This is a genomic window from Pseudomonas sp. GM30 (assembly GCF_000282275.2).
Lineage (GTDB): Bacteria > Pseudomonadota > Gammaproteobacteria > Pseudomonadales > Pseudomonadaceae > Aquipseudomonas.
Map to the genome: position 1 here is coordinate 192,799 of NZ_AKJP02000031.1, position 20,187 is coordinate 212,985.

At 61.5% G+C, this 20,187-nt stretch carries 13 protein-coding genes; 4 read left to right on the forward strand and 9 right to left on the reverse strand.

All coding sequences use genetic code 11. The annotated features are described in order from the left end of the window. Positions 1 to 8: 8 nt before the first annotated feature. The gene (locus tag PMI25_RS25890) at positions 9 to 2,468 is read right to left on the reverse strand and encodes an EAL domain-containing protein (RefSeq protein WP_007963611.1); all 2,460 of its coding nucleotides are present in this window, start codon (positions 2,466 to 2,468) and stop codon (positions 9 to 11) included. Positions 2,469 to 2,641: 173 nt separating this feature from the next. On the opposite strand from PMI25_RS25890, the gene PMI25_RS25895 reads away from it, so the two are divergent. Continuing rightward, complete coding sequence (locus PMI25_RS25895; protein WP_007963609.1) at positions 2,642 to 7,258, forward strand: deaminase domain-containing protein; 4,617 nt, start codon at positions 2,642 to 2,644, stop codon at positions 7,256 to 7,258. Here the strand turns inward: PMI25_RS25895 and PMI25_RS25900 are convergent, their stop codons facing one another. The 5 genes from PMI25_RS25900 to PMI25_RS25920 all read right to left on the reverse strand — a co-directional run bounded on the left by PMI25_RS25900 (position 7,259) and on the right by PMI25_RS25920 (position 11,765). After that, positions 7,259 to 9,076, reverse strand: coding sequence for an ABC transporter ATP-binding protein (locus PMI25_RS25900; protein WP_007963606.1), 1,818 nt, complete (start codon positions 9,074 to 9,076; stop codon positions 7,259 to 7,261). Continuing rightward, a complete protein-coding gene (locus PMI25_RS25905) occupies positions 9,069 to 9,671 on the reverse strand; it encodes a DsbA family protein (RefSeq protein ID WP_174823774.1) in 603 nt (200 codons plus the stop codon). Before PMI25_RS25905 ends, PMI25_RS25900 begins: the two co-directional genes overlap by 8 nt. Before the next feature lie 35 nt (positions 9,672 to 9,706). Then, a complete protein-coding gene (gene trhO, locus PMI25_RS25910) occupies positions 9,707 to 10,648 on the reverse strand; it encodes an oxygen-dependent tRNA uridine(34) hydroxylase TrhO (protein ID WP_007963600.1) in 942 nt (313 codons plus the stop codon). Positions 10,649 to 10,934: 286 nt separating this feature from the next. Beyond that, positions 10,935 to 11,234 (reverse strand): BolA family protein, encoded by a 300-nt coding sequence (locus PMI25_RS25915; protein WP_007963599.1) that lies wholly within the window; start codon positions 11,232 to 11,234, stop codon positions 10,935 to 10,937. Positions 11,235 to 11,246: 12 nt separating this feature from the next. Further along, positions 11,247 to 11,765 carry a DUF2059 domain-containing protein gene (locus PMI25_RS25920; protein WP_003226938.1) on the reverse strand — a complete coding sequence of 173 codons (519 nt, stop codon included), beginning with the start codon at positions 11,763 to 11,765 and terminating at the stop codon, positions 11,247 to 11,249. Positions 11,766 to 11,958: 193 nt separating this feature from the next. Between PMI25_RS25920 and PMI25_RS25925 the strand changes: the two genes are divergently transcribed. Beyond that, on the forward strand, positions 11,959 to 13,353 hold the full coding sequence (locus PMI25_RS25925) for a class II fumarate hydratase (RefSeq protein WP_007963598.1): 1,395 nt from the start codon (positions 11,959 to 11,961) through the stop codon (positions 13,351 to 13,353). A gap of 123 nt (positions 13,354 to 13,476) precedes the next feature. On the opposite strand, the gene PMI25_RS25930 is transcribed toward PMI25_RS25925, so the two are convergent. Continuing rightward, positions 13,477 to 14,436, reverse strand: coding sequence for a DMT family transporter (locus PMI25_RS25930; protein WP_007963597.1), 960 nt, complete (start codon positions 14,434 to 14,436; stop codon positions 13,477 to 13,479). Between the two features lie 208 nt (positions 14,437 to 14,644). Here PMI25_RS25930 and PMI25_RS25935 point away from each other — a divergent pair, with 208 nt between their 5' ends. Beyond that, positions 14,645 to 14,833 (forward strand): DUF6316 family protein, encoded by a 189-nt coding sequence (locus PMI25_RS25935; protein ID WP_007963596.1) that lies wholly within the window; start codon positions 14,645 to 14,647, stop codon positions 14,831 to 14,833. A gap of 132 nt (positions 14,834 to 14,965) precedes the next feature. On the opposite strand, the gene PMI25_RS25940 is transcribed toward PMI25_RS25935, so the two are convergent. Together PMI25_RS25940 and pap are read right to left on the reverse strand one after the other, a co-directional pair. Continuing rightward, a complete protein-coding gene (locus PMI25_RS25940) occupies positions 14,966 to 16,150 on the reverse strand; it encodes a thiolase family protein (RefSeq protein WP_007963594.1) in 1,185 nt (394 codons plus the stop codon). Positions 16,151 to 16,252: 102 nt separating this feature from the next. Then, on the reverse strand, positions 16,253 to 17,767 hold the full coding sequence (pap, locus tag PMI25_RS25945) for a polyphosphate:AMP phosphotransferase (protein ID WP_007963588.1): 1,515 nt from the start codon (positions 17,765 to 17,767) through the stop codon (positions 16,253 to 16,255). Between the two features lie 335 nt (positions 17,768 to 18,102). Here pap and mnmC point away from each other — a divergent pair, with 335 nt between their 5' ends. Beyond that, entirely contained in the window at positions 18,103 to 20,082 is a 1,980-nt protein-coding gene (gene mnmC / locus PMI25_RS25950) for a bifunctional tRNA (5-methylaminomethyl-2-thiouridine)(34)-methyltransferase MnmD/FAD-dependent 5-carboxymethylaminomethyl-2-thiouridine(34) oxidoreductase MnmC (RefSeq protein ID WP_024164499.1), read from the forward strand. The last annotated feature ends 105 nt before the right edge of the window (positions 20,083 to 20,187 follow it).

The window sequence follows — 20,187 nt, forward strand, 5'->3', positions numbered from 1 at the left end:
AAGAGCTTTCAACGGAACGTGCCAGGCGCCTTGAACAACAGCGGCTGCGGTCTGGCGGGCCGACTTTGCAAACTGTCGCAGGTAAACAACTGCGGGCGTTCGATGACATAACCCTGAGCGTAATCCACCCCGATTTCAAGCAATGCCTTCTCGATCTGAGTTGTTTCTACAAACTCGGCAATTGTCTGCTTACCCATGACATGCCCGATGTGATTGATCACCTCGACCATAGCGCGGTTAATCGGGTCGTCCAGCATATCCTTTACGAAACTCCCGTCGATCTTCAGGAAGTCTACAGGCAAATGTTTCAAATAAGCGAATGAAGACATTCCGGCACAAAAGTCATCAAGTGAGAAGTAACAACCTAAGCCTTTGAGTTCATTAATAAATCGGATTGCGCTGCCCAGGTTGGCAATAGCACTGGTTTCAGTAATTTCAAAACAAATCATTTCAGGGGGTATCGAGTAACTAACAAACTGTTCACGCAGAAAGTGCAAGAACGCGTCATCTCCGATAGTAATGCCTGAAAGATTAATCGCACACATTGCCAACGGACCTTCATGTTGTTCGGCGATGCATTGGGCAATCACTTTAAAAACATTCTCGACCACCCAACGATCCAGTTGACTCATCAGGCCATAACGTTCTGCCGCCGGAATGAAACTGTCCGGCAGGATCATCCGTCCGGCTTCATCATGCAGACGCAAGAGTATCTCGATGTGCCCGCCGCCATGGGCTGTAGCGCCCAGCGGAGCAATTTCCTGGGCATAGAGGCAGAAGCGGTTTTCTTCCAGCGCCATGTGCAGGCGCTGCACCCAGGCCATTTCGCCGAAACGCAGCGACAGTTCGGAGTCGTCGGCATGGTAGACCTGCACCCGGTTGCGGCCCTTTTCCTTGGCCATGTAGCAAGCCATGTCGGCGGCGCGCAATGAGGCTTCGAGGGTGGTCGGGGTCTGGGCGATGTGCACCAGGCCGATGCTCACAGTGGTCAGGAACGGCCGCCCCTTCCACACGAAGTGCAGGTTCTGCACGGTCTGGCGCAGGCTCTCGGCGATTTTCTCGGCGGCATCCGGGGCGCAGTTCTCCAGCAGAATGCCGAACTCGTCACCGCCCAGCCGCGCCAGGGTGTCGCTCTCGCGCAAGCCCGATTGCAACAGCGTGCAGATGTGCCGCAGCAACTCATCGCCGGCGGCGTGACCGCAGGTGTCGTTGACCAGTTTGAACTGATCCAGATCGAGAAACATCAGCGCATGCCGACCGGGCTGACGCGTCAGGTTGTGCAACGCCTGCTCCAGGCGATATTCGAATTCGCGGCGATTGGCCAGACCGGTCAGGGCATCGTGGGTCGCCTGCCACGACAGGTTGGCGATGTATTGCCGTTCCTGAGTCATGTCATGCAGCACCAGCACCGTCCCAATGACCTTCTCGGCATTGCGGATCGGCGCGCCTACCAGCGTCACCGAGACCGTGCTGCCATCCAGACGCTGGATCAGCTTGGAGTGTTCGCTGCCACCGACCAGTTGCCCACTGAGAATATGCTCGATCAGCGTCAGCCCTTCGGCCTGGGCGTTGTCATCCAAGAGATTGAACAACGCCGCCAACGGAAGACCCGCCGCGTGCTCGGACTTCCAGTGCGTCATGGCCTCCGCCGCCGGGTTCATGTAATCGATCGCGCCGTTGACGTCGGTAGTGATCACCCCGTCGCCAATCGATTGCAGGGTGATGTGTGCCCGATCCTTCTCCAACTGCAACGCCTGAGCAAAGGCATGCCGCTGCTTGAGCAGTTTGTGGGTGCGCAACAGGGCCAGCACGATCAACCCCAGCGCTGTGGCCAGGTTGGTGAACAGCAGCAGGCGCAGGATCATCCGCGAACCTTCGCCCAAGGCATCGCTGAACGCCTTGGCCGCCGGCGTCACACCGTCGTTGATGGCAAAGATCCGCGCTTTCCAGTGCTGAATATCAGCCGGCGTCGCGATGTTTTCGCTGATGCGCTGATGCATCTCGCGCGCGACATTGTCCAGTTGCACCAGATAGGCGTCGCCGATGGTCCAGCGGTCGATCGCGGTTTCCAGATAACTGAAATGACGAAAATTGAGGTACAGCCAGATCAGGCTCGACACATCATCGGGATGGTTGCCGCCCTTGAGAATCCCCTCCCGTGCCGCCTGCAGATCCGGCGGCTGACGATCCAGCGCCAGACGCAACTGGTGACCGCCCTGGGGCACGGCGATCGCTTCCTTGTATTTGAGAAAGATCGCCTCGTCGCGGCTGTCGGCATACAGGTTCAGGTAATAGATGGCGTCCTTCTGGCCCTTGGACCAGAGACTCTCGCCGGCAACATAGCCGCGCACGGCCGACAGGACGTAAAGACTCACGCCCCCCAATAACGCCTGAAATAACACGACGGCAATAAATGGCCAGACGATGCCCAACAACCGTGGCGTTCCGAGAGTCCTTTTTTGCTTCATGAGGTCCTTTGCGCACGCACTGTCATCTTCAAGGGGAGACCGCCAGAGCCAGACCAGGGAGCGACCCCTTCCAGCAAGCCAGGACATTTTCAACCGGCGATACGTATGTACCGCACCCGCTGTTCGCCATGCTTCGACACTGACGGCTTTCAATCATTCCAGAGTCGTTTTCCATGCAGTCACCTTCCGCCACGCTGCAACGCCATACTGCCCAACAGAGCGAATACCGCGCAATGATCACCGCCCTGCGCGCCGTCCTTGACGCTTCGACGTCAGTGGAGACCTGCTACCTCACGCCCCAGACACATTCACGCCTGGGTGCTGCACACGACCAGGCGCAAAACCTTCTGCAAGCTCTGTTCGAAGACAGCGCCGAACCCCTATTGGCGGCTCACCTGCAAGCGTCCAGAGGATCACTGCTGCAAGTCGACGCCACAGCCGGTCACTGCAGTTTCTCCTTCAACCGTCCCGATGGCAGTGTCGCCCGTTACGCCATCGAGGATGTCAGCCGGGCCTCCAGCTGCATTCAAGAGTTTCAGCGAGCGTTGCTGAGTATAGGCGCACACCTGCGTTCCGACAGGCTGCTGCCGTTGTCACAACTGCTGAGTGAGTCGGGGTTCACATTTGCGGGCGCACAGGACGCCACGGCACTGGCCCGGCTGATCGCCAAGGTCGAAGAACGGCGCGCCAGCCACCGGCTGAATCTGCGACATCACCCGGCGCTGACGGTACTGATGAGCGACGCTGACAAAGCCGCGGTTCACGATCTGATTGGCGACTGGCTCACTGGCAAAACCTTGTCGGCGATCGACAGTCTGGCCGCTGAAGTAACGCCTCCCTTCACCCGCCAGCAATTGGAACAGCAGCCCGCCGCGTGCCTGGAACGCCTGCTCGACACTCCCAAGGCGCGCGACCTGGGCCAGCGCTTGCTGCAGAAACTGCAATGGTACGGCGCCCGGCCCGATGAGCCGACCGTCCCGGACATCGGCCTGCGTTTACTGCTCGAAGCGTTGTGCCTGTGGTACGAACTGCCCGGCGACAGCAACTCGACCGAAGTGGCGGGTTTTACGCTGGAACAACGCGCTCACCACGGCGCCAGCTACGCCACCATTCGCCGGGACTTTTTACAGCATCTGGAGGAGACGCACCGAACCTCGACCACCAGCGAAAAACATCTGCTGGGATGGGTATGCCTGGCGCAGTTCGGACTGGATTTTCAAGTGCAAGACATCCCTGACGACCTGCCGTATGCCAGCTCGGTGGTCTGGGTCAATTTCGTGCATGGCGTACACCTCGCCCATGCCCTTGATCCACAGTTGCTGGAGCATCTGAGCTTTCAGCAACTGGTCGATCTGCCGCTGCACAAAAGCGAAAACGCCAGCCCCGAACTGCAGACCCTGATCGCCATGACCCGAGCGGCTGCCGCACGGACCTGGACACTGGCCACCGGAGCCCAGACCGCAGCGAACGAGACATCCGGCGATGACGCTGCCCTGCAAGCGCTGGAAGACCACAAGACAAAATTGAACGCAGCGATCCTGCAACTGGACATCGAACCGCCACGGCGGCTCGCCCTGGCAAAACAGCAACTGGACAAGGCGCTGGCCAACGATCTGTACGATCACACGACGATTCGCCTCAAACGCCATCACCCTTCAACGCCCAACCGTAGCCGACGCAGCATTATCGATACCCCGGATGTGGCATTGCCCACCTGGCCGCTGCTTGAGGTCTATGCCTCTGGCGGGCTGAGCACCGACTCGCGCTGGTACGTCAGTCATGATGGCCGCAACGCCAGCGAGTGGGTCAGCCTCAATGCAGCAGGCAAACTGCAAAGCGGCTTCGTCAATTCCGACCAACCTGGCCGCCCCCTCTCCCGGTTCCCGAGCAACCGCACTCTGCCCGACATCAAGACCTTGTTCGACCAGCAGTTCGACGGCTATCTGAGCAAGACCCGCAAAGCCTACGAATATCTGATCAAGTCGCTGCTGGTCACGCTGCCGTGGGCTGATCGCCGGGCACTGGAGCACGGTGAAGTGAGGATTCACAGCCTCAGGGATCCGACACGGCATATCGAGGCTCACCTGGAAACAGCGGAAAACATCCTGCCGTACCGGGCCCGCATGGGCTTCGTGCTGCAGGCGACGTATCAGGGCCCGCCGCGCTTCTATGAATGCTTGCCACGCGCCGGCATCATTCGTCAACGCCCGGATCTGGATGGCACACATATCGGCGGTCTGTTATTGCGACCACTACCGCCCAAACGTGGACGCACCAAGGGCCAGAGCATCTCTCGCATCGTCGCCCGCCGCCTGCCATTCGATCGAGAAGCACACTGGAACGGTTCGATACCCGCCCCCGACGCCAAGTGCGTTGCCATTCTCGAACCTCTGGGCGGCCCCCTCCCGGCTTCGATGATCCCGGCGGCCCATCACGACAGTTCACCGAACCTGACCTTCATCTCGCCACGCACTACGCAATTAGCCTCGCTCATCGCGAACCAGTTGTTCTATGTCGATGAGCAGGCGCTGCGCAGTGAAGCCTGGGGAAGAACCCGCTTCGAACGCGACACCAGCAAAAAACACTGGATTCATGCCATCAGGGGCTTTATCCCGTTCTGGGGCAGCCTCGAGGACCTGCAATCGGACAAGCTGTGGAAACGCGCACTGGGCGTGCTCGGCCTGTTCCTCGATATCGTCTCGTTCGCAATTCCCTTGGGCAAGTTCGTCGCCGGCAGCATCCGCCTCGCCGCAGTGGCAGGAAAAATGTCGATTCGCGTCGCCCTGCCCCGCATGGCGCGACTGTCGGAAAGCCTGCTGGTTTCGACCTTGAAAAACGTCAACCCGCTGGCCGCCGTACCCCTCTTGCTCAAGCTCGGTGGCCGAGGCGCAATCGGCGCGGTGCGGGCCGTAGCGCATCTGGAACACCGTGCCGTGGCGCGTCTGAAAAGGCTCGCCGGCAGAAGCGCTGACTATGACCTGCTGCACAGCCTGCCTCAGGCGCTGGATGCCGGACGCTGGAAAGCGCTGAAGCCTGCCGATCATCTGGCCGTGGTCAGGGGCATTGACGATGTGCCGGTGCGCAACATCGGCGGCTCGCGGTATCACGTGCTCGATCCGCTGTCCGACCGCCCTTACGGGCCACAGCTGCTCGCACACGAACATGACTTTTCGCTGGGGCGTTCGCACTACAGCACGGTGAAAAAAACCGACGACAAGATCGATATCGAGCTGATGCCCGACAGGCGCGTCGAACTCATGCCCGAGGCTGGCGGACGCACCACGGTGTTGATCGATGATGTGCCCTATCGACTTGACGGCGATGAACTGCGCCGGGTCGATCTGCTCGATGACAGTCAGCACTGGACGCTGCTGCCGTGCCGGATACGTCGCGCACCGGGCGCGGGCGACTGCCGCGTCAGCTACATCACCGCAGAACCCGCCCCGACCCCCGCGCTCGGCACGATCGACAAGGAAAAAGGTTACGCCCCGTGGTTCGGCGAACGGGTTTCGGAGCCGGCCACCCTGCCCCGGCAAGACGCACCGTTGCTGGCGGTCGATGCCAAGCTTTATCAGATCGTGGATAACCGCCCGCGGCTGTTCACCGGCGACCTGCGTCGGCTGGGCATCAATCAAGGCAAACTGGTGCCGAGGCAGCAGATTCAAGCCACGCTACAGTTTCGCAAAGGCATTTATGCGCGGATAAAAACCGGCGGTACCTATGACGGAATCAACGATTCACATCAGGTGGGCGCCGTGCTGATGCCGGCCATCGACGGCTCGGCCACCCATGTGTTTTTCCGGGTCAACAACCATGAGTACTACCTGGCAACCTTCGCCAAAGGCGAAATCCCCGGCAAGCAGCTGACGTTCAAGCGCCTGGCCCCCGCCGAACTGGCCGACGGCACCCTCGGTGCGGAACTGCTGACCGTCTACACCGGCTCGCTGCATGCCAACAACATGGTACGCCTCCATGGCCTGGAATCGGTGCAGCGCGCGATGCACACCATGGAACAGATCGCGATCCCCATCGGCACCACGGCCACCCCTGCAAACAACATGAAATGGCTGAAGGTCGACACCAGCCCGGGCGAAGCGCTGATGTTCGATCACTCGACACGGATGATCGTCACCCGCCTGCCCGAAGGCGCCGCCACCTGGGCGCGCAGCAAAGAGGCGCCGGAAGCCTTTCGGCAGAAAACCGCAGAGATTTTCGATACGCTGTTTCTGTCACCGACGATCAATCCGGCCAACACCAACACAGCACTGCGCATCGACAGTACCATGCAGAAACTGCACAACCTGTTGCCCATGCGGGAGCGGCCGGTCAACGCACGCAACATTGCCTATGCCGAAGTCACCACGGTCAGCGGCAAACGGGAAATTTACGTGAGCGTCTCCGGCGCTCAAGGCAGTACCCAGCGTCTGCCGCTGTTTCGCCACATGGGCGCCAATCACGTGCCGATCGGCGACACCACTTACATCAACATCGACTACAACCCGGCGTTTGCGCGAACCTCGCTGGAGGTTACCGAGCAAGGGCAATTGCTCGCCGTGCCGCTGACCATCAAGGACCTGAAAAGCTATCAACCGACGCAGACCAGTCGGCCGACCTCGCTGGACAGCGAAAGCAAACTGATCAGCGTGCTGCGCGAGAAATATCCCGATCCGACAGAGATCCGCGCGGTCGACATCGCGACGACCATGCGCCCGTGCGAATCCTGTTCGGTGGTGATGAAGCAGTTCGCCCATGACGGCGGAGAGGCGGCGTTGCAGGTGCTCTGGGGCTGATCAGAGGCGCTGGAGATGGCCGTAGAGCTTGGCGTAGAGGCCGCCATCGGCGATCAGTTGCTGGTGGTCGCCATCTTCGGCCACTTGCCCGCCATCGAACACCAGCACCCGATCCGCCTGCTTCACCGCCGACAGGCGATGGGCAATGATCAGCGTGGTGCGGCCACTGAGGAAGCGCGCCATGGCCTGATGCAGGTTGTATTCGGTGGCGGCGTCCAAGGCCGAAGTGGCTTCGTCGAGAATCACCACTTTCGGCTCGGCGAGGATCATCCGCGCAATCGCCAGACGCTGGCGCTGACCGCCGGACAGGCGCACGCCGGAACGTCCAACGATACTGTCGAGACCATCCGGCAGCGCCCGGATGGTCATCTCCAACTGGGCGATTTCCAGTGCCTGCCAGCAGGCTTCGTCACTGCGGGTGCGGCCCATGGTCAGGTTGGCCCGTACCGTGTCGTTGAACAGCGCCGGATGCTGCAGCACCACCGCGACGTTTTCACGAATCAGCTCCAGACCGATTTCCTGCTGGGTCGAACCGCCGAAACGGATAGCCCCGGCCGACGGCGTGTACAGCCCCAGCAGCAACTGCACCAAGGTGCTTTTGCCGCCGCCGCTGGCGCCGACAATCGCGACTTTCTCACCGGGGGCGATGGACAGGTTCATCTGATCCACCACCAGCTCATCGCCGTAACCGAAGCTCAGCCCCTGCACCTCGATGCCCACGGTCTCCCGGCCCTTGAACGGATCGACGCCGCCCGGGTATTGCGGTTCGTCAGCCCGCGCCAGCAGTTCGTTGATCCGCGCCAGCGCACCGCCCGCAGCGTAGTAGGCGTATTGCAGATTGAGCAGTTGTTCGACCGGGCCGATCATGAACCACAGGTAGCTGAACACCGCGAGCATCTGGCCGATCGACAGGTCGGAGAACAGCACGGTGAGCATCGCCGCCGCGCGGAAGATGTCTATGCCGAACTGGAACAGCAGGCCACTGGCACGGTTCGACGCATCGGTCTTCCACTGCGAGTTGACTGCATAGTTGCGCACTTCCTGCGCACGCAAGCCAAGCCGCCCGAGGAAGAAGCCCTGACGGTTGCCGGCGCGCACTTCCTGAATCGCATCGAGGGTTTCGCTCAAGGCCTGAGTGAAACGCGAGGTGCTGTCGTTCTCCAGTTTCTTCAGGTGCTTGACCCGCTTGCCCAGTTGCACCGTGGCGTAGATCACCAACGGGTTGAACAGCAGGATCAGCAGCGCCAGTTTCCAGTGCATCCACATCAGGATGCTCGCGGTGCCGACCAGGGTCAGCATCGCCACCAGAAACCGGCTGAGGGTTTCGCCGACGAACTTGTCGAGGGTGTCCAGATCAGTGACCAGGTGCGTGGTCACGGTGCCGCTGCCGAGGCTTTCGTATTCGCCGAGGGAAATCCTCTTCAGGCGTTCGATCAGGCGCACGCGAATGCGGTAGACGATGTCTTTCGCCAGCCGGGCGAACAGCCGCGCCTGCAACACGCCAAAACACAGGGCACTGCAACGCAGAGTCAGGGTGACCAGCAGCATCAGGCCGATGTAACCCGCCGCTTGCTGCCACATCGACGGCAACACGTGGTTCATGACTTTCAGCGCGGCGTCGCCATGCCCGAGCAGGACCTCGTCCACCAGCAACGGCAACAGCAACGGAATCGGCACGCTGCACAGCGTCGCCAGCACAGCCACACCGTTGGCGATCCACAGGGATTTTTTGTGATGCAGTGCCAGACGCCGGACTTCTGCCCAGCTCAGCCGGTCGACACGCTTTACGGCTGGCGTGTCATCGGCCCGGTCAGGCACAGGCTGCGCGCTCCAGCCAGCGGCCGAGCAATGGCGACAGCTCACTGAGCGGTTGGTAGCCGTTGGTCAACAGCGCCAGTTGGCCGTTGCGCTCGGCGAGCAGGGTCGGGAACCCGGCGATGCCCAGATCCTGCACCCAGCTGAAATCGGCCTGAGTTGCCTTGTGCTGATCGGCATGATCGAACAGCGCGGCAAACTCGATACGCGGCACGCCGGCCTGTTCGGCCAGTTCGACCAACACACTGGCCTGGGTGACATCGCGGCCTTCAGCGTAAAACGCCTGCTGGATCAGGCCGACCAGTTTCCACGCGCAATCCGGTGCCAGACTGCGTGCGGTGACGATCGCGCGGCAGGCCGGCTCGGTGTCGTAGACGAAACCGTCAGGCAGCGCACCGTCGAACTTGAACGGCTGACCGGTGGCCTCGGTGACCGCCTGCCAGTGCTCAAGAATGTAACGCCGCGTGGTCGGCTCCAGCGCCGCACCGCTGCCGGTGCGCAACCCGCCGACCACCAGGTGCAGCTCCACTCCGGCTGCCTGCGCCTGCTCGACCAAGGCCTTGGCGACCGGAGCGAACCCCCAGCACCAGGAACACATCGGATCCATCACATAGAGCAGGCGCGCAGTCATGATCAGGCCTCGGTGGATGCTTGTTTATAGTTGTAGCCGATCGGGTGCGGCATGTTGCGCGCCTTGGCCAGTTCGATCTGCTTCTGCCGATCGATGGCGCTGCGGCGGGTTTTCTCGCTCAGTTTGTCCCAGCAATGCGGGCAGCTGATGCCGGCCACGTAGTGCTCGGAGGCGCGATCTTCAACACTGACCGGTGTGCGGCAGGCATGACATTGATCGTAGTCGCCTTCGCTGAGGTCGTGACGCACGGTCACCCGATTGTCGAACACGAAGCAGTCGCCCTGCCACTTGGTTTCTTCCTGCGGCACCTCCTCGAGGTACTTCAGGATGCCGCCCTTGAGGTGGTAAACCTCTTCGAACCCCTCGCCCAGCATGTAACTGGAGGCTTTCTCGCAGCGAATGCCGCCGGTGCAGAACATCGCGACCTTCTTGTGCACGGCCGGGTCGAAGTGTTCCTTGATGTAGTCGGGGAATTCGCGAAAACTGGTGGTTTTCGGATCGATGGCGCCTTCGAAGGTGCCGATCGCCACTTCGTAGTCGTTGCGGGTGTCGATCAGCAGCACTTCCGGGTCGCTGATCAGCGCGTTCCAGTCCTGCGGCTCAACGTAGGTGCCGACCTTTTTGTTCGGGTCCACGCCTTCGACGCCAAGGGTGACGATCTCTTTCTTCAGCTTGACCTTGGTGCGGTAGAACGGCTGCTCGTCGCAGTACGACTCTTTGTGGTCGATGTCGATCATGCGCGGGTCGTTCTTCAGCCAGGCGAGCAGGCCGTCGATGCCTTCGCGGCTGCCGGACACGGTGCCGTTGATGCCTTCTTCGGCGATCAGCAAGGTGCCTTTGATACCGTTGTCGACCATCGCTTGCAGCAGGGGCTCGCGCAGGTTGACGTAGTCTTCGAGGGTGACGAACTTATACAGTGCCGCCACGACAATCGGTTGTGTCATGGGTATTTCTCCAGGTGGCTACCCTCGCAAAGGGTGAACCGGATTCAAAAAAAAACGCGCCGGGTGAGCGGCGCGTTGCGGATTCTAGCAAAAACACAGCAGTTTTAGGATCTGCTGAAACTACTGTGGTGAGGGGATTTATCCCCGATCGGCTGCGCAGCAGTCGTAAATCCTGAGAATGCGGTTTAACGGTTGTAAATGGATTGAATGGTTTCAGGGCTACTTCGTAGCCCATCGGGGATAAATCCCCTCACCACAAAAGCCCCTGCCACAACTGCATCCAATATCAGTGTTTGCTACCGCCGGCACAGGTCGGCGACGCCGGGGCGGCGCCGACTTCTGCCCATTCCTGCGGGGTGTAGGTGTGCAGCGCCAACGCATGGAATTCGCCCATCAGCTCGCCGAGCGTGCCGTAGACTTTCTGGTGGCGCTTGACCCGGTTCAGGCCTTCGAACTGCGCGCTGACCACCACTGCCTTGAAGTGCGTCTGTAACCCGCGACTGTGCATGTGGCTTTCGTCCAGCACTTGCAGATGCTCAGGCTGCAGCAGGCCCAGCGTCGATTCGATGCGTTGTTGCATGCTCATCACGAACTCCGCTTATTTCTTCTTGGCCGGCGCAGCGCCTTTCGGTGCCAGCTCGTTGGTCATGTCGTCGAGCAGCTTGTTGACGACAGGCACGGCGCTTTCCAGCTTGGCCTGAGTCATCTGGGCCGATTGCTGGGTCAGCTGCGGCATTTTCTCCAGGACTTTCTTGCCCAGTGGCGACTGGTAGAACGCGACCAGGTCTTTGAGCTCCGATTCGCTGAAGTTGCTGGTGTAGAGCTTGACCATGTCAGGCTTGAGCTTGTTCCAGCCGATGGCCTGGTCCAGGGCGGCGTTGGCCTTGGCCTGGTAGGTTTCCAGTACGGCTTTCTTGGATTCCGGGGCTTTGGTCTGTTCAAAACGCTGAGCGAACATTTGCTGCACTTGCATGTACACCGGAGTGCCCAGCTTGTCAGCGTGCGCCAGGGTCAGGAAAGCTTCAGCACTGGCGTTGTGGCTGGCGGTATCGGCAAGCACCTGGCCGCTGGCGCAAACCAGTGCAACCGCGGTGCAGATGGCACGAAGACGAGTCATCGAGTTTCCTTTTCAGCTAGGCGAGGTAAAACCCCAAGGGCGACCATTCTGCGCCTAAAAAACCTCGTGGCTCAACCCCCGAGCCTTGCCGTGCTTGATTGGCCGGGTTTTACCGGTCAACAATCGGTTCGAGGGAACCACCTGGGCCTGACCGGGCCTAAACTGCGCAAACGAACCAACAGGAGTGTGCACGATGAGCCGTATCGAAACCGACAGCCTGGGCCAGATCGAAGTCCCGGACGACGCCTACTGGGGTGCTCAGACGCAACGCTCACTGATCAACTTCGCCATTGGCCAGGAACGCATGCCGCTGCCGGTACTGCACGCCCTGGCCCTGATCAAGAAAGCCGCCGCCCGGGTCAACGACCGCAACGGCGACCTGCCCGCCGACATCGCCCGCCTGATCGAACAAGCCGCCGACGAAGTCCTCGACGGCCAGCACGACGACCAGTTTCCGCTGGTGGTCTGGCAGACCGGCAGCGGCACCCAGAGCAACATGAACGTCAACGAAGTGATCGCCGGCCGTGCCAACGAACTGGCCGGCAACCCGCGCGGCGGCAAGACGCCGGTGCATCCCAACGATCACGTCAACCGCTCGCAAAGCTCCAATGATTGCTTCCCCACGGCCATGAGCATTGCCACTGCCAAAGCCGTGCAGGAGCAATTGCTGCCGGCGATCGCCGAGCTGTCCGGCGGCCTGGCCGAATTGGCCGCGCGGCACATGAAACTGGTGAAGACCGGCCGTACGCACATGATGGACGCGACGCCGATCACCTTCGGTCAGGAGCTGTCAGGCTTTATAGCGCAGCTGGATTACGCCGAACGGGCGATCCGCGCTGCACTGCCGGCGGTGTGTGAACTGGCGCAGGGTGGTACCGCGGTCGGCACCGGCCTGAATTCGCCGCACGGTTTTGGCGAAGCGATTGCCGCCGAACTCGCTGCCCTCTCTGGCCTGCCGTTCGTTACCGCGCCGAACAAGTTTGCCGCACTGGCCGGGCATGAGCCGCTGACCAGCCTGTCCGGCGCTCTGAAGACCCTGGCCGTGGCGCTGATGAAAATCGCCAACGACCTGCGCCTGCTCGGCTCCGGCCCTCGCGCAGGCTTTGCCGAAGTCAAGCTGCCGGCCAACGAACCGGGCAGCTCGATCATGCCCGGCAAGGTCAACCCGACTCAGTGCGAAGCGCTGTCGATGCTGGCCTGCCAGGTGTTGGGCAACGACGTCACCATCGGCATCGCGGCGAGTCAGGGTCACCTGCAACTGAACGTCTACAAACCGGTGATCATCCACAACGTGCTGCAATCGATTCGCCTGCTCGCTGACGGGTGCAGCAACTTCCAGCAGCACTGCATCGCAGGGCTTGAGCCGGATGCGCAGGTCATGGCCCAGCATCTGGAACGTGGCCTGATGCTGGTGACCGCACTGAACCCGCACATCGGTTACGACAAGTCGGCGGAAATCGCCAAGAAGGCTTACGGCGATGGCCTGACCTTGCGTGAGGCGGCGCTGCAGCTGGGCTATCTGACCGATGAAGAGTTCGATGCCTGGGTGCGGCCGGAGAACATGATCGAGGCTGGCGCCAAGGGCTGAGGTTCGTAGCGCCTGACAGGCCGCCTTCGCGAGCAAGCTCGCTCCCACATTCGATCGCATTCCTGACATGGGATCGCGGTCAATTGTGGGAGCGAGCTTGCTCGCGAATGGGAGCAGCGCGGTCTAACTGGCTGCAATGCGCATCCGCCGCGCCTTCAACCCGGCAATCAGCGACGGCCCCAACGCCACCAGCGCCGACCCCAGCACCACCAGCACCGCCCCGCCATAACCCAGCCCGTTGATCTGCTCGGCGTGCACATAGTCCGGCCACACCGCGGCGGCAATCGCCACCGCGCCAAAGGTCACCAACGGCGTGATCGCCAGCGTCGCACTGACCCGCGACGCCTCCCAGTGCGCCAGCGCCTCGGCAAAGGCGCCGTAGGCAATCAGCGTGTTCATGCAGCACGCCAGCAACAGCCAGCCCTGCAACGGGCTCAGTTCCAGTGCTTCGAGTGGATGCACCCACGGCGTCAACAGCAGCGCGCAGAACAGGTAGATCACCATCATCACCTGCAGCGAATTCCACACCGTGAGCAACTGCTTCTGGCCCAACGCGTAGAAGGTCCAGACCGTCGAGGCCAACAGCACCAGCAATACGCCGGCGGTGTAGTCCGACAACGAGGTGAGCAGTTCAGCCAGCCGTTGATTGAAAAACAGCACAAAGCCGATCAGCAGCACCGCCAGGCCAATGCCCTGACCGATGCTGAAGCGCTCCTTGAACACAAACAGGCTGGCGATCAGCAACATGATCGGCCCCATCTGCACCACCAGTTGCGCAGTGCCGGGGCTCAGCAGGTTGAGGCCCATCAGGTACAACACGTAGTTGCCCACCAGCCCGAGTACCGCCATCAACACCAGCCAGCCGCCCTTTGGCCCTAGCACCTTGCGACTGGGCAAGCGCCTGACCGAAGCCAGATAAATGAACAGGCATCCACCGGAGACCAACAGGCGAAACCAGGTCACGGTGATCGGGTCCATCACCTGCAGCACCTGCTTGAGTTTGATTGGCAGGATGCCCCACAAAAACGCCGTCAGCAGCGCCAGGAACAGACCGTAAACCCAGCGACCGGATGAAATGTGCATGCGAACCCCAATGCCTGCTGACAAGAGCGGTCATTCTAGGCCCGCCCGCCGGCGTAACACAGGGACAGTTCGGGCCAGGCCGCGAATGAAACTGTGCAGGTCGCAGTATTAATTTGACGCTTTGCCGTTGATCGGCTCGCCGGGCGTGCCAAGTGCTTCAGGCATAAGCTGATTGGATCCTTTCAACGGATCACACAAGGAGCCAATCATGTACGGAATGCGCGCCCACGACACCGCCCCCGCCACGCACTTTCGCAGCGACCGGTTGTGCCGGGTCAATGGCGAACTGTTTTTCTGCACGCGGGAGAACACTCTTGAGGGGCCGTTTGAGTCCCCGGAGAAGGCTGAGCAGGAAATTCAGGCGTATATCGCGCGGATGCAGGCGCAGACAGCGTAGACCTGTGGCGAGGGAGCTTGCTCCCGCTGGGGCGCGCAGCGGCCCTCGTTTCAGGCTTTACCGGGAAATTTCAGGTCTGCTCCGCAGCCCAGCGGGAGCAAGCTCCCTCGCCACAAGGATTGTGTTGGCCCGTCAGCGAACAGCCTCAAACAACCCCGTCGCCCCCATCCCGCCACCCACGCACATGGTCACGATGCCGTAACGCAGATTGCGCCGCTGCAACTCCCGCACCAGATGTCCGACCTGCCGCGACCCGGTCATGCCGAACGGGTGACCAATGGAAATCGAGCCGCCATTGACGTTGTATTTGTCGTTGTCGATCTCCAGCCGATCGCGGGCATACAGGCACTGCGAAGCAAACGCCTCGTTGAGCTCCCACAGATCAATGTCCGCCACTTGCAGGCCCTTGGCCTTGAGCAGTTTCGGCACCGAGAACACCGGGCCGATGCCCATTTCATCCGGCTCGCACCCGGCGACGGTGAAGCCACGGAAAAACGCTTTGGGCTTGAGCCCCAGTTGCAGGGCTTTTTCCAGGCTCATCACCAGCGTCATCGACGCACCGTCGGACAGCTGCGATGAGTTGCCGGCGGTCACCGAACCGTCCTCGGCAAACACCGGTTTCAGTCCGGCCAGACTTTCGTAAGTGGTGTCCGGGCGGTTGCAGTCGTCGTGATCGACGCTGCCGTCGAGGATCTGCACCTCGCCGCTGTTTTTGTCCTCGACCCGGTACTTGACCGCCATCGGCACAATTTCGTCATCAAACAGCCCGGCCGCCTGAGCCTGGGCGGTACGCAACTGACTTTGCAGCGCATAGCGATCCTGCGCCTCGCGGCTCACGTCATAACGACGCGCCACCACTTCGGCAGTCTGGCCCATGGTGTAGTAGATGCCCGGCACCTGCTGCTTGAGCAAAGGGTTGATCAGGTGATCGGTGTTGACGCTTTTCAGGGTCAGGCTGATCGACTCGACGCCACCGGCAACAATGATGTCGCTGCAACCGGAGGCGATCTGGTTGGCGGCAATCGCAATCGCCTGCAAACCCGAAGAGCAGAAACGGTTGAGGGTCATGCCGGCCACGTTGGTGCCCAGCCGCGACAGCACCGCCACGTTGCGACCGATGTTGTAACCCTGCGCGCCTTCGTTGGAGCCGGCGCCGACAATGCAGTCCTCGACGCTGGCCGGGTCGATGTCGTTGCGCGACAGCAGCGCGTTGACGCAATGGGCCGCCATGTCGTCGGGGCGGGTCTGGTTGAACTTGCCGCGAAAGGACTTGGCCAGGCCGGTCCGCACGCTGTCGACGATCACCACTTCACGCATGGCATACCTCAATTGTTGTTGTCGGAGGAGAGTGAACCGAGGATAAGTCCAGCCCGCCGCCGACCGCGACAATCATTCACCCCGCGTATGCGTGTCCATCGCTCAGTGCTTGTGTTTTTTCGCGTGCTTGTCGGATTTCTCGAAGGCTTCTTCGAGCGCGCGGTTGATCGTGCGCAGCACCTTGACCCGCGCCCAGCGCTTGTCATTGGCCTCGACCAGGGTCCACGGCGAAATCTCGGTGCTGGTGCGGTCGACCATGTCGCCGACCGCCGTGCGATAGGCGTCCCACTTGTCGCGGTTGCGCCAGTCGTCCTCGGTGATCTTGAAGCGCTTGAACGGGATCTCTTCGCGGGCCTGGAAACGCTCCATCTGCGTGTCCTTGTCGATCGCCAGCCAGAACTTGACGACGATCACCCCGGCGTCGGCGATCTGCTCTTCGAAGTCGTTGATCTCGCTGTAGGCCCGCAGCCAGTCGGCCGGGCTGCAAAAGCCTTCGACCCGCTCCACCAGCACCCGGCCGTACCACGAGCGGTCGAACACAGTGAACTTGCCGCGCGCCGGCAGGTGTCGCCAGAAGCGCCACAGATACGGTTGCGCACGTTCCTCCTCGGTCGGCGCGGCAATCGGCACGATATTGTATTGACGCGGATCAAGCGCCGCCGCCACCCGGCGAATCGCCCCGCCCTTGCCCGCCGCATCGTTGCCTTCGAACACCGCCACCAGTGCATGGCGACGCATGCGTTTGTCGCGCATCAGCCCGGACAACCGTGCCTGCTCGGTAATCAACTGTTCTTCGTAGTCTTTCTTTTCCAGCCGCTGATTGAGGTCGAGGCTGTCGAGCAGATTGAGTTGATCGACCGCCGTGCCCAGCGGTGCAGCGTTGACCTCCTCAGTCTCTACCTGCGCACGCTTGAGTGCATTCTGCAGGCCTTCCAGCAGGATCTTGCCAACCGCCAGGCTGCGGTAGTTGGCGTCCATGCCTTCGATGATGTGCCACGGCGCGTAGTCGCGACTGGTGCGACGCAACACGCGCTCGCCGTATTTGACGAACTTGTCGTAGGTCTGCGATTGCTGCCAGTCCAGCGGGCTGATGCGCCAGCTGTGCAGCGGGTCGTCGGCCAGCGCCTTGAGCCGCGCTTTCATCTGCTTCTTGGACAGGTGGAACCAGAACTTGAAGATCAGCGCGCCTTCATCGCAGAGCATCTTTTCCAGACGCTCGGCGGCATTGATTGCCTGATCCAGACGCGGATCCTTGAACAGACCGTGGACTCGACCCTGAAGCATCTGGCTGTACCAGTTGCCAAAGAAAATCCCCATTCGCCCCTTGGCCGGGAGCATCCGCCAGTAACGCCAGGCCGGTGGCCGCGCCAGTTCTTCATCGGTCTGCTGATCGAAGGTGCGCACCTCGATCAGGCGCGGGTCCATCCACTCGTTGAGCAACTTGACGGTCTCGCCCTTGCCGGCGCCCTCGATGCCGTTGATCAGAATGATCACCGGAAAACGCTTCTGCTGCTGCAACTCGAACTGCGCCTCGAGCAGCGCTTCACGCAGTGCGGGCACCGCGGCGTCGTAAGTCTCTTTGTCGATGGCATGGCCGATTTCGGCGGATTCAAACATGGGGACGGCTCCTTCCAGGATTCAGCAAGACTAGCGGATTGGGCATGGCGATGGAGGAGAAATTCCCCCACAAAGTTGAGTTAAATGAATGAAAACCTGTGGCGAGGGAGCTTGCTCCCGCTCGGCTGCGCAGCAGTCGCAAGACCTGCAACCACCGTCCTCCGGACAAATTGTGGTCGCAGGTTTTGGAGCTGCTGCGCACCCCGGCGGGAGCAAGCTCCCTCGCCACAAAGGCTGGTGATGATCCTGCATTCGACTCAAGGATCACCTGCCATGGATCAAGCACCCCGCGCCCATTCAGCTAGAATGGCCGCCTTGTCGTTGCCGAGCCTGCCATGAAACCTGTATTGCCCCACGCCCAACTCGACTGGGATGACCACGGACGTCCGCGCTCGCGGGTGTTCGATGATGTGTATTTTTCCGACCAGTCGGGGCTGGATGAAACCCGTTACGTGTTCCTCGAACAGAACCGTCTGGCCGAGCGTTTTGCCGCGTTGTCGGCGCACGGGCGACTGGTGATCGGCGAAACCGGGTTCGGCACCGGGCTGAATTTTCTCTGCGCCTGGCAACTGTTCGAGCAGCACGCGGTGGCCGGTGCGCGGCTGCATTTTGTCAGTGTCGAAAAGTACCCGTTGAGTCCGGCGGATCTGCAACGGGCCCTGGCCCTGTGGCCGGCGCTCAAGCCGCTGGCCGATCAGTTGCTCAAGCATTACGTGGCGATCCATCAGGGCTTTCAGCGGATCGTTCTCGGCAATGGCCGAGTGACGCTGACGCTGCTGATCGGCGATGCGCTGGAGCAACTGCCGCAACTCGATGCGCAGATCGACGCGTGGTTTCTCGACGGTTTCGCCCCGGCGAAAAACCCCGACATGTGGACCGCCGAACTGTTCGCCGAACTGGCGCGACTGGCGGCGTCCGGCTCGACCATCAGCACCTTCACCAGCACCGGCTGGGTGCGGCGTCTGCTCAACGCGGCCGGGTTCAAGATGAAACGCACCCCGGGCATCGGCCACAAGTGGGAGATCCTGCGCGGCGAGTTTCTTGGCTGGCCGCAGGATGTCGCGCCGCCGCTGCCGGACAAACCGTGGTTCGCCCGCCCTGCCCCTTTGACTGGCGAGCGTCGCGCACTGGTGATCGGCGCCGGGCTGGCCGGTTGCGCTACGGCCGCCAGCCTCGCTGCACGCGGTTGGCAAGTCAGTCTGCTGGAGCGTCACGAGGCTGTGGCGCAGGAAGCGTCGGGCAATCCACAGGGCGTGCTGTACCTGAAGCTGTCGGCCCACGGCACTGCGTTGTCGCAACTGATCGTCAGCGGCTTCGGCTACACCCGTCGTCTGCTGGAAACCCTGCAACGCGGCACCGACTGGGACGATTGCGGCGTGCTGCAACTGGCGTTCAATGCCAAGGAGGCCGAGCGTCAGGCACAACTGGCCACGGCGTTCCCGAAAGATCTGGTGCACTGGCTCGATCAGCCGCAAGCCGCAACTCAAGCCGGTATCGGTCTGGCCCACGGCGGGCTGTTCTACCCCGAAGGGGGCTGGGTGCATCCGCCGGCGCTGTGCCAGGCGCAAGCCACGCAAGCGAACATCGAATTGTTCAAGCATCACCACGCGCTGGAGTTGCGCAAGGTCGACGGGCAATGGCAAGCCCTCGATGGTGACCGCGTGCTCGCCAGCGCACCGGTGGTGGTGTTGGCCGGCGCGGCGGAGATCAAACGCTTTGCGCAAAGTGCCGAGCTGCCGCTCAAACGCATTCGCGGACAGATCACGCGCCTGCCGCAAACCACCGAGAGCCAGACACTGCGCACCGTGGTCTGCGCCGAAGGTTATGTCGCCCCGGCTCGTTTGGGCGAACACACGCTGGGTGCGAGTTTCGACTTCAACAGCGACGACCTGACCCCGACCACCGCCGAACACCTGGGCAATCTGGCGATGCTCGAAGAGATCTCCAGCGATCTGGTGGCGCGCCTGCACATCAATCAACTGCCCCCGGAAACCCTGGAAGGACGCGCCGCCTTCCGCTGCACCAGCCCCGATTATCTGCCGATCGTCGGCCCGCTCGCCGACCGCGAAACTTTCGCTCAGGCCTACGCGGCGTTGAGCAAGGATGCGCGACAAGTGCCGGACATTCCTTGTCCGTGGCTCGACGGCCTGTACATCAACAGCGGCCACGGCTCCCGCGGGCTGATCACCGCGCCGCTGTCTGGCGAACTGCTTGCGGCGTGGCTGGACAACGAGCCGCTGCCGCTGCCCCGAAGCGTCGCCGAGGCCTGCCATCCCAACCGTTTCGCGCTGCGTACGTTGATTCGCGGCAAATGAGAATTCGCGATGGGCCGCTGGTCAGTCGCCCCCTCTTATAACTCATCGTTCTAAAACTCCCACATCTGCAGCGGGTCAGTTTCTGAGTACCGGCCATTTTGGCCA